3 protein-coding genes are annotated in these 14,909 nt (G+C 63.5%); 2 read left to right on the top strand and 1 reads right to left on the bottom strand.

Translation table 11 applies throughout. The annotated features are described in order from the left end of the window. The first annotated feature begins 48 nt into the window (after positions 1–48). Together AC1DW0_RS12860 and AC1DW0_RS12855 are read left to right on the top strand one after the other, a co-directional pair. Positions 49–14,175 carry a hypothetical protein gene (locus AC1DW0_RS12860; protein WP_477946216.1) on the top strand — a complete coding sequence of 4,709 codons (14,127 nt, stop codon included), beginning with the start codon at positions 49–51 and terminating at the stop codon, positions 14,173–14,175. After that, positions 14,172–14,492 (top strand): hypothetical protein, encoded by a 321-nt coding sequence (locus AC1DW0_RS12855; protein ID WP_477946214.1) that lies wholly within the window; start codon positions 14,172–14,174, stop codon positions 14,490–14,492. The genes AC1DW0_RS12860 and AC1DW0_RS12855 overlap by 4 nt, the downstream gene beginning before the upstream one ends. A gap of 142 nt (positions 14,493–14,634) precedes the next feature. Here the strand turns inward: AC1DW0_RS12855 and AC1DW0_RS12850 are convergent, their stop codons facing one another. Then, positions 14,635–14,895 (bottom strand): hypothetical protein, encoded by a 261-nt coding sequence (locus AC1DW0_RS12850; protein ID WP_477946212.1) that lies wholly within the window; start codon positions 14,893–14,895, stop codon positions 14,635–14,637. Positions 14,896–14,909: the final 14 nt, after the last annotated feature.

The following is a 14,909-nucleotide window of genomic DNA, read 5'->3' as shown; positions in this document are numbered from 1 at the left end:
GTCCCGTCCCTGGATTACCTAAGTAGTACCGATCCTTGGGAGAGAGACATGGTTTCAGTGGTCACCGGCAGTGGTAATGGTTTGGTCAACACGTCCAAGGACGTGTTGGGCGGGGCGGGCGGGATGGGACAGGCCGCCACGGGGCGTGCCGGCGAACAGATCACCGTCAATGCAGCCAACGGCAACCTCGTCATCCAGGACCGCGACGAATACCTGGTGGGCGTCGGCCCCGACGTCGACCTGCTTCGCACCTACAACAGCCAGGGCGGCTGGGACGGCGATAACGGGGATGGCTGGCGCGTCGGCTACTACCGGCGCGTGTCGGGGCGCGTGGGCACCGTCAACACCACCGGCAGCAGCATCAAGCGCACCGATGCGGACGGCCATGAGGCGTCGTACTCCTTCGACACCGCCACCGGCAAGTACCTCACGGCCGAGGGCTCGGGCCAGTTCGACAGCCTGAGCTACAGCGCCGGCGTCTGGACCTGGACCGATGGCGATACCGGCACGGCAGAAACCTACGCCAATGTCGACGGGGAGATCTACCGGCTCTCACAGGTCAGCGACGCCCAAGGCAACCTGGTCAAGGTTGACTACGACGGCGGCGGCCTGATCAGCAGCCTGTCCACCTTCAAGGCTGGCAGCTCAACGGCCGACGAAGTGGTGACGCTGAATTACACCGGCACGCAGCTGTCCAAGATCACCACCAGCTACAAGGATGCGCAGGGCGCGCAACAGACGCGCAGCGTCACCAGCTACGGCTACACCGGTGGGCGGCTCAGCCTGGTCACCACCGACCTGACGCCCGAAGACACCACCGACAGCAGCACCTATACCGTCAGCTACGGCTACGACGCCAACGGCAGGCTGCAGACCATCACCCAAAAAGATGGCAACACACAGACCATCGACTACTGGCCCGACAGCCGCGTCAAGTCCATCACGGACGATCAGAACCGCAAGACCGGCTTCGTCTACGACACCACCAACCGCACCACCACGGTGACCGATGCCCTGGGCCAGGTCACCACGCTCAAATACCTCGGCGGCGTCAACAGCGGCCAGCTGGAAGAGATCAGCGGCGCACTGCTCGGCGGTGCAAGCTTCAAGCAAAGCTACACCTATGACAACGGCGACGTGCTGACCAGCACCAACGCCAAGAGCGAAGTCACGACCTACGAGTACGCCGGCGCCGGCAAGCTGGCACGCCGGACCGATGCGGCGGGCAACGTGCTGGAGCGCACCTACACCAGCACGGGCCTGCTCGCCTCAGAGACGACCTACACCGTTGCCGACCCGGACGGCGTCGCCGGCCCGCTCAAGGCCAGCGGTGCGCGCACCACCCAGTACATCTACGACACGACGCAAATCGCCAAGCGGCGCCTGGCCTATGTGCTGGGCCCGCAGGGCGAAGTGACACGCTACGTCTACAACGGCTGGGGGCTGCTCGCACGCCAGGTGCAGTACACGGCTGCTGTTTTCAGCGACCCCAATCCCAGCTTCACTTCGCTCGAGAGCTGGGTGAACGGTCCCCAGGCGCAGAGCCTGGATCGCCAGATCGTCGAGTTCGACTACGACCTGCGCGGCCAGGTGAAGGAGCAGCGCCGCTACACGACGATGGCCCTGTCCAACGGCGTTGCCACGCCGGGCGGGGCGATCAAGACATTCACCAGCTATGACGCTTTCGGCCGACTGCTCTCCAGCAAGGACACGAACAGCAACGGCACCACCTATCTGTACGACGGGCTGAACCGCGTGACCAAAAGCGTGGACGCGAACGCCGCGATCACGCTCTATACGTACGCTGATTCGGATCGCAAGACCTCCGTCAAGCTGGACAACGGCCTGACCACGGTGCAGATCTTCGACACGATGGGCCGCCTCGTGTCCAGCGACGTGCTCGGCGCCGTCAGCCAGACGGCGCTGGGCGCCACCAAGTACTTCTATGACGCGGTGGGCCAGCTGCGCCGCGTGCAGGACGCCACCAGCGTCTCCAGTCACACCCTGTACGACGTCAGCGGTCGCAAGAGCGCCGACATCGCCGCCAACGGCCAGCTCACCGAATACCTCTACGACGGCGCGGGGCGGCTGACCCAGACGGTGGCCTACGCCACGCTGGTGAGCGAAGCCACGCGGGCCAGCTTGAGCGACGCCCAGGGCCAACCCACCGCCAAGACGGTGGCAGACGTCCGTCCCGCGGTCGATGCAACGAATGACCGCGTCACGACCTTCTACTACGACGCCGCCGGCCGGCTGGCCGGCACGCTGGACGCCGACGGCTACCTGACCGAGAACAAGTACGACGGCACCTCGGCGCTGACGGCCCAGACCCGCTATGCCACCGCCGTGGCCGTCACGCGCCTGGATGCAACCCAGGGCACCACGCGCACCAGTGGTCCGTCCATGTCAGCGCCCACGGCAGACGCCGCGCGGGACCGCACGACACGCAACCTGTACGACGCCACGGGGCGCCTTGCCGCGCGGGTAGACGGCGACGGCGGCCTCACCGTCTGGAAGTACGACGCGGCGGGCAACACGCTCTCGCAGCTGCGTCGCTCCGCCCTTCTGAGCGATGCACAGCGTGCCAACCCCTCGCTGGCCGACTTGCAAGCCCTCGCGCCATTGAATGACGACGAGTTCACCCAGTGGGTCTATGACACAGCGGGCCGCCAAATCGCCCAAGTCAACGCCGAGGGTTATCTCACAGAGTACAAGTTCGATACCGCAGGCCGGCCCGCTGGAAGCATCAGTTATCTCGCCCAGGCCATCAAGCCGGTGGTCAGTGGCAGCCCGGCAAGTCTGAAGTTGTTCAAGGCCAGCGACCTCACCGATGCCTTGCGGACCTCGTTGAGCAGTCCCAAGTTGCCCCTGTCCGCCAGCAAGACGTACAACAACCGGGGTTTGCTGGAGCAGGAGACGGCAGCGGACGGCACCGTCACCTTCTACGACTACGACAGCCTTCAGCGCCTCAAATCCACCACGCTGGCCAAGGGCTCGGGCGAGGATCGCAAGCAGAACATCGGCTACGACGACTGGGGCCGCGTGCAGAGCACGCAGATCGAAGGCGATGCCACAAGCACCACTTTCACCTACGACGCTGCAGGCCGCCGAACCAGCGTGACCGATGCGCGCGGCAACAAGACCTTCTTCTACTACGACGCGCAAGGCCGTCAGGTCTACGCCATCCTGCGCGACCCGATCAAGGGTGGCGAGGTCACGGAGACGATCTACAGCAACTTCAGTGAAGTGCAGGCCACGGTCACGCACAGCCAGCGACTCTCGGTGGCCGACGCCACCGGTCTGGTAGGTGGCAAAGTTGACACAGCGGTTGTGAGCCGTGCGCCTGCAGCTGACATCTCGCTGTCAAGCGCGATTGCCGCGCTGAACAACGCCGGCCTGGACAACCGCAGCTCGGCGACCTACAACCGCCGTGGCCTCATCCAGCAAGCCATCGATGCGCTGGGCAACAAGGCCGACTACAGCTACAACGCCTTCGGCCAACTCAGCAAAGAGATCCGCGACATCGATCCTGTGGGCACCGCCAACGCGCGCCGCCTGACGCTGGACTATGGCTATGACCGGCGTGGCAACGCCACTCGAACCGAACGCAGCGGCCCGGGGCTGGCAAGCGCCGTGATCACGGGCGCAACCTTCGACGCCCTCGGCCGGCTCTACAACACCACCGACGAACTCAACCGGATCACTCAGTACACCTATCTGCGCGACAGTGGTGCCGGGCGCAAGATCACGATCGCCGGGCCGGCCGGCACCACATCGACCACGTACGACGCGCTGGATCGAACGGTCACCCGTGTCGATCGCGCCATCAGCACCGTCACCTATACCCACGACGCCGTCAATCGCAAGCTGACGGTAAAGACGGCAGGTATCCAAACCGTCACCGAGTACAACCGCCACGGGCAGGTCTACAAAGTCACCGACGGCGCCGGGGCGACCACCACCTACGCCTACGACGCCCACGGCAACCTGCTCACCGTGACGGATGCGCTCGGCAACGTCACGCAGAACGGCTACGACGCCAACGACAACCTCGTCCAGGTCGTTCAGGGACTGAAGGCCAACGCCGGCGGTGCCCCGATCAATGACGGGGCCGCCAGCACGACGAGCTACAGCTTCGACGCCGCCAACCGCGTGCTGATACAGACGGTGGACCCGCTGGTCAACGGTGTGGGGCTGAACCTGCAGACCCGCTACGAGTACGACGGCCAGGGGCGCAAGCTCAAGATCACCGACCCTCGCGGCACCGTCACAACGCAGGTCTACAACGCCAGGGGTGAACTTGCCGACGTCATCGTCGACGACGTGACCGGCGGGCTCAAGCTCAAGACCAGCTACAGCTACGACGCCCAGAGCCGAGTGCTCACCGTCATCGACGGAGCCGGCACGACCTCCGCCCGCAAGGTGGCCTATGCATACGACATCCTGGGCCGACGCACGTCCGAGACCGTCGACCCCGACGGGCTGAAACTCAAGACCAGCTACGAGTACGACGCGGCCGGGCGTCTGCTGTTGAAGCGTGACTCGCAGAACAACGTCACGGCCCGCTACAGCTACGACAACGCCGATCGCCTGCGCTACGGCGTCGACGCCCTTGGTGCCGCCACGCGATATGACTACGACGGTGAAGGCCGTGTCACGGCCATCCGGGCCTATGCCACAACGCTGGCGGCGGGCTGGGCCAGCAAGACCTACGACGAACTGCGTACTGCTCTGGACATATTGAGCGCCGGCCCGGCCGAGCAGCTCAGCATCAATTCCTACGACGGCGATGGCCGTTTGATCTACAGCGTCGACGCCCTGGGGCAGGTCACGGAACGCAAGTACGACGGTGCCAACCGGCTCGTGTTGGAACGCAGGTACGAGCAGATCATCACCGGGGTCAGCGTGGGCATGTCGGCCTCCGCGATCTATGGGAAGCTGGTCAAGGTCGATGCCAAGGATCACGTCACCCGCTACGCCTACGACAAGGTTGGCAATCAGCGGTTCGTCGTCAATGCAGAAGGCTTCGTGAGCGAGCGGCGCTACGACGCGGCAGGCCGGATCGTGGCGAGCGTGGAGCACGAGCAGCCCTGGACCTGGAGCGTCGGCACCGTGCCAAGCGAGGCTGACCTCGCGGCGATCTATTCGCCGACCAAACGCGAGTTCAACAGGGACATGGACGGGCTAGGGGGCTCCGTCGGCATATGGGAAGCCGGGCGGCTCAAGCTGGTCAGCGAGCCCTTGCCGAACGGCGGCTATGCGCTCATGACCAGCCCAAAGCAGATGCCGGTGGGGTCTGTACTCAAACTCGACTATCAGCCGGTGCACCTCCAGCAGACGACGCACATCATGCTCAAGGATGGGGCTGGTGGTATGAGCCGAGCGGCCCTGATTTTCAAGAACAACGGCCACGTCTATACCCAGTGCCGACAGCTACCCGCCGGAACGTTTGTGGAGGTGGACATCGGGGTCTACGTTCCGGGCAAGACGTACAGCATCGAGATGGAGTCAACCGCCACCGGCGCGCGCGTCTTTGTCTATGAAAAAGGCACGTCGCGCGCCAGTGGCTTGGCGGCAACGATTGTCGAGCCGACGACGGACTGGCAGTCCGTTCGGGTTGAGTTTGCCGTCTCGCGCGCCTCAGACCTGCCAGCAGGTCAAACGATCAGCTACGTCGACAACGTCGAGGAGATCCCGCCGCTCAAAGGCCGCGTTACTCAATTTGCCTACGACGCAGCGGGCCGCCAGCGCTTTGCGGTTGACGCGGAAGGCTATGTCACCGAGACGCGCTACGACGACGCCAACGCCCGCACGACGGCACTGCGCTATGCCAGCCGCCTGAGTGGCAGCGGCAGCTACACGCCTGCTGCCTTTGCCCCCGTGCTGAACACGTTGACGGCTGCACTTCCGGGTCTTGGTGCGGCGACCAGCGTCATCCGTGAACTCGACCGCGCCGGGCGACTGAGCGTTGAGACCGACGGCAATGGCGTGCAGACCCAGTTCACCTACGACGCCGCCGGCCGGCTGGAGACCGAGGTCCTGGCCAGCAACGTGGTGGGGCAAGCCAGCACGACGCGCTACGGCTACAACGGCGCCGGCCAACGCATCTCGATCACGCGCGCCGACGGCACGGCACTGGCCAGCACCACGCGCTACGAGTACGACGCCCAAGGCCGCCTGTGGCACGAGATCGACCCCCGCGGCGTCGCGCTGGCCGAAGGCACCGGCGCCTGGGAGCAGGCCGAGCGCGCGCGGCTGGGCTACGCCGCTGACCTCTCCACCCTGGCCGCCGATGCCAAGGCCGCGGCGCAAACCGCGCTGCGCAAGCTCTACACCACCGACTACGGCTACGACGCCGCCGGCCGCGTCACGACAGTCACCGACGCGCTGGGCGGCGTCACCGCGACGGACTACGACGCCTTCGGCCGCGCCAGCGTCATCACCGATGCGCGCGGCTTCAAGCGCTACCAGGTCTACGACAAGACCGGGCGCCTGCTGCAGGCCGTCGATGCACAGCGCTACCTCACCGCCTATGGCTACGACGCCTTCGGCAACCTCACCAGCAGCCTGCGCGTGGACGCCAAAGTGCAAGGCACGCTCTCGGGCGGCCAGGCCGTCGTTCTGGCCACCGCGGCGCAGGCCAATGGGGCCTACGTGCTCACCGCCGCCACGGCAGACGCCCTCACGAGCCGCACCTACGACCGCAACGGCCGCCTGCTCCAGGAGACCGACGCCGAGAACTACGTCGAGGGTACCGATGTGCTGGACGCATACGGCCAGCGCCTGAGCGTCAAGAACAAGCTCGGCGCTGCCGTCACCTACACCTACGACCGCCTCGGGCGCCTGCGCACCGAAACCCTGCCCGTGCAGGCCAAGGACGGCACCGGCGCGCTCAAGGACGTCGTCAACGAATACCAGTACGACAGCCGCGGCAACCGCATCACCAGCATCGAAGCCAAGGGCCTGCCGGAACAGCGCACCACGCAGATGGCCTACGACGCCAATGACCGCCTGGTCCGGCGCATCGGCATGGGCTACACGGCCACCGCCGCCGACGGCAGCACCAGCACCGTCACGCCGGCCGACGCGATGCGCTACGACGCCCGCGGCAACCTCATCGAGCAGGTCAGCCACGGCCAGCTCCAGGCCGACGGCCTCACCGTCAGCGGTGGCAGGCGCTCCGTGGCCTGGTACGACGCGCTCGACCAAAAGACGCTGGAGATCAGCGCCGACCGCGTCGCCTCGCGCGCCAGCTACGACGCCGCGGGCAACCAGGTCGTGCAAACCGTCTACGCCACGCGCATCGCCGACGGCGTGACCCTCGACCCGGTGGGCAGCGCGCCCGCGACCACCGCCGACACCGCCAACGACCGCACGCTGCGCACCCTGTACGACGCGCTCAACCGAAAGACCCAGACCTCGCTGGACAGCCTCTACGCCTGGAGCAGCGGTGACGGCAACACCGCCTTCGTCATCAGCGGCCTGACGCCGAAGAACACGGTGCTGCAGAGCTTCTTCTACGACGCGGTGGGCAACCTCACCGAGCGCAAGGATGGGCGGGACAACTCCAGCTTCGAGTACTTCGACGGCAACGGCCGGCGGACCCTGTCCATCGACGCCGGCGGCGCGGCCATCGCGTGGGAGTACGGCCACGCAGGCAACGTCGCCACCAAACAAACCCGCTACGCCGCGATGCTGCCCGGCGGCTACGCCCGCCAGGCCGACAAGCTGGCCAGCGCCGGCGCCACCAACGACCCGGCGCAGCTCATCCCCGTCATCGCCGGGCAGTTCGTGCCTACCGGCGAGCAAAACCGCATCACCGAGGTCAGCCTGGACCGGCTGGACCGCGTCACCGAGCAGCGCCTCTTGAACGTGGCGCAGGACACCGTCGACGCCAGCGGCACCCGCACGCAGAGCACGACGACCGCCATCACCCGCTACCAGTACAACGGCCTGGGCGCCGTCACGCAGACCCAGGCGCTGGCCACGGAGGTCGGCACGACCCTGACCTGGGAGCAGACCGACATCAGCTACGACGGCCTGAACCGCGAGACACACCGCGAGGCGCCGGGGTATGTGGACTACCTGGACGCCAACGTCCGTCCGACCACCGACACCGAGTACGACGGCCTGGGGCAGGTCAAGCGGCGCATCCAGCGCGGCAAGGACACCACCGTCGAGACGGACGACCGCATCACGCTCAGCGGCTACGACGCCAACGGGCTGCTCGTGCAGACGACGGACGCCGCCGGCGCCATCACGACCTATGCCTACGACGCCAACGGCAACCTCGCCCGGCGCGTGAACAAGGACGTGCGCCGCTCGGACAGTACCGCCAGCGCCCCCAAGCTGCGCGACATCATCACCAGCTACGAGTTCGACGCGGCCGGGCGCATCGTCGTCGAGAAGCACTGGGAGAGCGACAAGACCGCCGCGGCCGAGACCCGCAAGACCCGCTACAACGCCTTCGGCGAGTTCAGCGCCAAGGGCATCGGCGACGGCTGGGAGGAGTTCGCCGAGTACTCCACGCTGGGCAAGGTCGTGAAGACGAATTCGGGCGACGGGGCGATCAAGTTCTATGTGTATGACGCCAACGGCAACATGACGCGTGAGATCCGCGGCAATGGCGATGCGACCTACAAGGTGGCCGGGCTGGACGTGGCCATCGACCTGCGCAACCTCACCCTGCAGCAGGCCACCTCCGGCAAGCGCAACCCGGCCGACACCGTCACCTTGCCGCTGTATTCGCGGGTCTCGATCTACAACTCCCGCAACCTCATCACCCAGACCGTCGATCCGCAGATCGATGTGCTCAAGAGCGCGGTGACGATGAGCAGCCTGTATGACCAATCCTGGGTTCCGGCATGGCAGCCCATGCAGCCGGCGAATCTGCAAGCGGGGAATGTAATTCCGCTGGGAACATTCACGACAATCAGTGGATCAGCGCCGAGGATTAATTTCCAGCTGGATGCTGGAGATTGGTTTGACTTCTACACGGGAACCAACCCATGGGCACCATTGGCGAGCAGCTCTAAAAGTCAAGGCGGCGCGTTTTCAATTAACTTGGAGTCATACAAAGGCACGGGTCTTCATACATTCTTTTATACCAGAGGCACATCTATTTTCAATCTAGGGGCGCCCACAGTAAATGGCGTGGGGTGCAGCGTAAAAAGCCAGGGCGCCGGCCAATTTAGCGTCGACAACCAAGGCAACATAACCATTGTTTCTCATTCGCTCACACTTCCCACGGGGGGATATCCCGCTGGCACGGATCGTAATCGTGTGGCCGTCAATTTTCAGGACCCGGTTGGGTTCGGAAAAGATGCGGACTATCAATTCTCATTAAGTACTAACGGTTCCAGCTACACCGATCTTGGTCGGTATACATGTTTGCAGCTCGGTACCAGCCCGAATTGTCCAGCTGCGGTAGACCTCTCTTCATACAGGCCAGCCAGCGGATCCGTCGTGCTTTTCTTGAAGTATGAATACTTCAGATGGCCCTACACGGCAGGGACCCTGCGCCTGCGCCTTTATGCTGACGGCACCTTATCGCAGGAAACGAATTACGCGGATCCTAATGCCATGCCGCTTGAGTTTTATGTCAAGGGCAGAAATATCCCCCAGGCGCAATTGTGGATCAACGGGCAATGGCGCGTGGCTACCGGTACATATCAGCCGCCCCAGAACGGGCAGGACGGCTATACATGGTTCTCCATAGATGGCCGTGGTCTGGTTTCTCCTGGCAATACTTACGCCTATCGGCTGTATCCAAAAACAAGCGCGGGCTATACTTACCTGAATGAAACCAACGAGGAGCTGCTGCAAGACGGCCAGATCGCCATTGACGGGTCTGGTGGAACCCGAATCCAACAACTAATTGCGGTACTCGCCAACCAACCCAGCGTCACCATCAAACGCTTCCAATCCTTCAACGCTTTCGGCGACGTGGTGGAGGAGCGCGACGAACGCGTGGCCGAGCGCATGCTTGCGGCCATCAACGACGACCGCAAGAGCAAGAACCAATCCGCGCTGACCGCCCTGACCGCCGACCAACTTGCCAGCGCCAAGACCACGCTGCAATACAACACCCAGGGACAGCTCATCGCCAAGCTCGACCCCGAGACCTTCGTCACCGCAGAAAACGGCTATCGCTACCGGGCCCGCCCCGAGACCCGGTTCGGCTACGACCTGCTGGGCCGGCACACCACCATGCTGGATGCCAATGGCAACTTGAGCCGCGTGCAATACCTGGCCGGCAGCCGCGGCGACGACGCCCGGGTCGTGAGCGAATTCGATGCCGCCGGCGGCAACGCCGACGCGTACAACGCCACTGGTGGCGGCATCCGCACGAGCCAGTACGACATCTTCGGTGACGCCCGCAAGGTCACCGACGCTGAGGGCGCCGTCACCGAACGCAGCTTCGACAAGCGCAGCCTGCTCACCACCGTCACCCGCAAGGGCGTGCAACGCCTGGCCAACGCCACCAGCGACACCCTCGCCACCGGCCGCGACCTCAGCGACAGCTACGCCTACGACGAACTCGGCCAGCGCCTGACCGCTACCAACGCGCTCAGCATCACCACCCGCACCGACTACGACGCCCTGCAGCGCGTCGTGCAGACCGTCTCCGGCAACGGCTTCGTCACGGGCTACACCTACGAGCTGCGCCAGGCCGGCGCCAGCGGCATCGCCAGCCTGGCCGGTGCCGGCGGTGCGGCCACCACCACCGGCGGCTACGTGCGCACCACGCTGCAGGCCGACGGGCGCAGCCTCATCGACAAGGTCGACTACTTCGGCCACACCACCTGGCACCAGGACCTCAGCGGCGCGCAGTTCACCTACACCTTCAACAGCGCCGCCCAGCTCGTCAAGCAGACCAGTACCGTGCACACGGGCCAGAGCAACAGCCAGAGCGTCGACTACACCTACTACGCCAACGGCTACATCCGCTCCTTCACCGACAACACGCAAGGCATCACCAGCGAGTACGCCTACGACAACGCCGGCAACCGCGTCGCCGAAGGCACCTTCAGCCTCGTCAACGGCACCAAGACGACCGCCTACCAGAACGCCACCATCACCTACGACGAGCTCAACCGCATCTCGCGGGTGCGCGACCCCAACTTCTTCGACGTGGCCTACGAGTTCGACGCCGTCGGCAACCGCCGCCGCATCACCGCCACCTACTGGGACGGCCTGGCCGGGCTGCTCGGCGGCGGCACGCAGGACTACTGGTACGCCTACGACAAGCTCAACCGATTCGTCGTCAGCAAGGGGCGGCTGGAGACCAGCGCCGGCGTGGCCACCACGACGCGTGGCACCGGTCTGGGTGACGCCGGTGTTGTCATTAAGCGCGGCACCGAGGGCACCCAGCTGGGTTATGACAAGGTCAGCCAGCGCCGCTTGGCCACCTATAACGATCCCTACCTCGTCGCCGGTGCCCAAACCGTCAGCGAAACCTACACCTACAGCCAGGACGGCTACCTGCTGACCACCGCGCAAACTACGGCGTACATCAACGGCCTGGTGGCTACGCGCAAGGTCGATGACGTGGGCCGCACCACGCTGCTCACCGACCTCTTCAACCATCAGTCCACCCAAAGCACCTACGACAACGACAACCGGCTGCTCACCCAGAGCTTCGTGGGCGACATCCGCAACCTCAGCGACACGAGCAAGAACTACACCGTCACCTACAGCTACTACAAGGACAAGACCGACAGCGCGACCAGCCAGACGGGCTCCGGGGCGCTGGCCAGCGTGGTCCAGCAGCCTGCAGGCAACAGTGCCGGCACCTTTGCGACCACCACCACCTACAAGTACGACTACTGGGACGACACCAAGCAGTCCATCATCACCAAGTACACGGCCAACCAAAACACGGCCAGCACCCTCAAGTACGACATCAACGGCCACCTCAAGAGCAACACCGACGCCGGCACTGGCCAGACCCAGAGCTACCGCACCAACGCCAACGGCCAGGTGCTGCAGCGCACCAGCGGCTCGATGGCGCACTACTTCTACTACGCCGATGGCCGCCGCATCGGCGACGTGGGCAACACGCCCGAAGACAAGCTGCGCGTGAGCTACGCCGAGCAACTGCACCGCAAGGGCATCCCCGAAACCGCCGACCAGCGCCGCGAGCGCTACAAGCGCCCCAGCCCCGTCACCAGCGCCGACTTCGACCAGAACTACGAGCCCATCAACGACAGCTACCCCGGCAGTGCCGCCGGCAGCTACACCGTGCGCCAGGACGGCGAGACGCTGCGTGCCATCGCGCAGGCGTTGTGGGGCGACTCCAGCCTGTGGTACCTCATCGCCGAGGCCAACGGCCTGCTGGGCGACGGCGCGCAACAGGCGGGCCGTGTGCTGGTCATCCCCAACAAGGTCACCAACATCCACAACAACAGCCAGACCTGGCGGCCCTACAGCGCCGGCGAAGCCATCGGGGCGGTGGACCCGAACTGGTCCGAGGCCAATATGGCGGGGTTCGAGAGCTTGAGACAGGCGATCCAGCGCTCCATCGGCATCGCGATGAACAACATAGCTACCAGCAACTGGCTCACGCAGATGATGGACCAGACGCTGGCCTCGCAGGCGATGTTCTCCATGACGATGTATCAGCAGAGTGCGGCTTTGTCTTTGCGCAACCAGGCCGCCGAGGCGGCGCCCCAGCCGACGGGCGACCCCGTGAAAGACAGGGAGCTTCTGCAGAAATTGGCGAAGGACCCCGCCTACAAGAATGCTGTCCGAAGCGCCATTCAAGACATCAAGGGCGCCAGCCCTTATGCGCTCACTGGCGCGCGCTTTGGTGAGAGCGGGAGCGGGGTGGGACTGAATATGAGCCAGGGCGGCATCAGCGTCGAGGGGTTGGACTGGCGTGGCGTGGGTGCAAGCGCCATTGCCTCTTCGGGTGAATGGCAGAGCGCGTCCGGCACGGTGGAGGATGACATCGACCGCAACCTGTCACAGCTGGAACTTGGGGCGGACCCACCCTTCACCGAGGGCGACGACCTCGTGCCGGCTGCCCTGGCCAACAAGCCGGGCGTGAGATTCAAGGAGGGGGGCTATCCCGATGGATGGAAGCGGAGCGATGGCTACGGATTGAGTGGACCAGTTCTGTGGCGAGACAAGCCTGGAGGCAAATTCATTGAAGAAACTCCGCTCCTGCAATTCGAACGAGTTGTAATCGAGGGCAAGTCCGAAGCTGCTCGCGTTCGGGAGGCATGGGCTCGGCAGTCGGAGCCGGTGTGGAGCTTCCGAGAAGCTAGCGAAGCGCGAGCTGCTCAAGCGATGACGGAGTACCAGGCGCGCATCGATAGCGGACCGCAGATGTCTGCCATCACGCCGGAAATGATGGCGGCGGCTCGTGCGGAAGAGGCTCAGAAGGAAGGACTGCTGAACTTCCTGAAGGCTCAGGGGGAGATGTCCATTGGTGGCCCCGTATCAGCCGGCGTGTATCTGGCGACGAACGACGTTGTTGTCGCATCAAATGCCGCCGATGCCATGGCACCCGTTGAGGGCTTCTGGGCGCCGAGGGGTGGAGCGACCGCACAAACTCTTGCTTCGACGTTCCGAAGAGTTGGAGGCCTCGTTCGGCCACCGCCAGGAGACGCAGTCCGAGCTTACTTGAATCAGAAGTTCGGTCGCACAGGGAATTTGGACGCCGACATCAATGCACGCGGAGCACTGGATGTTCGGATTGAACTTGACCGACTGGTCCGCGAGGGGCATGCGCCGGGGCGTCATGGTTCTCGTGTTACTGAGCGAGCGATTGATGAACGCGCATTAAATAAAAAAGATCCGATTACCGGCACTACTACGGACTATTACAGTCGCAACGAGCACAAGACGGCGCGGGATGCGACCAAATTCCTTACCGATCCGGCGATGTTGTTGGCTGAAAAATATATTCGCGGAACGTCAAATTTTGAGGCGAAACGACAAAACGCGATTCTAACAGGACAAGATTTCTTCGTGATTGAAGGTGTGCCATTGAAGGATGCGCTTGGTGCGAACTATCGAGAATATCTATTTGGAAAAACTAGAACGGGCCCAACGGGCACCGGAACTTTGAGTATAATTGACTTTACGGATGGCACCCTAAAAGCTGTGTTCATTCAAAGATCCGATGGCTACTGGAATCTCCACACGATGTATCCGAACAAAAAATGAACGACAAATTTCACGCATTCGAGAAAATGCTAAGTGAATGGTGGTTTTCTCAAATTCGAGATCTGGACGTGGGTTCGAATATTTTGAAAGCACTCCGGCACCCCTCTTGCATGCTTACGGAAGATGACTTTAAGCAGTCTCTCGCTCATGCCATATTGGATCAGAAGTTTTCTCCTGGCGAATACGAGCGTCTTACGGAGATGGATTTCGAAACCCGCAATGAAGTGGCGAAAGATTTAATGGAATTTTGGTGTCGTATATTCGGCGATGAACCTGTCCGCCAGCGAGATTCGGGATGGGATTCGGTTGGAAATTAGGTTCCTAATCAGGCAAATTTTAGGGAAGTATGTACAAAGCAAACGCGAGGCGCTATGATTGATTCCGACAGGCCGGAAGCGACAAAGCCCGCGGAATGCGGGCTTTTGTCTTTGGCGGAACGGGAGAGATGGGAGCGATTCGCTAGTTTTGAGACTCGAAGAATATGGACTCGTGCGCCTTCAACCTGCCTGATCGATACATCACCCACTCGTCCATCTGGCAGTCTGGCGGGCAGGCTTCTTTATCTGGTCCGAGCATCATTTGGCCGATGATTTGAAGCTTCTCCTTGCTGGGGTGTTCCAAGACAAGTGCGCGGAGCATCGCTTTCATCATGGACAGTTGCCCATCCACGTACGAGCGGTATAGCCGCTCAGAAAGCACCGGATCCTCGGGTGTGTTCATGGCTTCTTCGCCTT

It is taken from the genome of Roseateles sp. P4_D2, from assembly GCF_056401875.1.
Note: the sequence above shows the minus strand (reverse complement) of the source record. Positions and strands in the feature narration are given on the sequence as shown.

Excerpts from the sequence above, each read along its gene's own strand:
- AC1DW0_RS12860 (WP_477946216.1), top strand. The coding sequence starts at position 49 with ATGGTTTCAGTGGTCACCGGCAGTGGTAATGGTTTGGTCAACACGTCC.
- AC1DW0_RS12855 (WP_477946214.1), top strand. The coding sequence starts at position 14,172 with ATGAACGACAAATTTCACGCATTCGAGAAAATGCTAAGTGAATGGTGG.
- AC1DW0_RS12850 (WP_477946212.1), bottom strand. The coding sequence starts at position 14,895 with ATGAACACACCCGAGGATCCGGTGCTTTCTGAGCGGCTATACCGCTCG.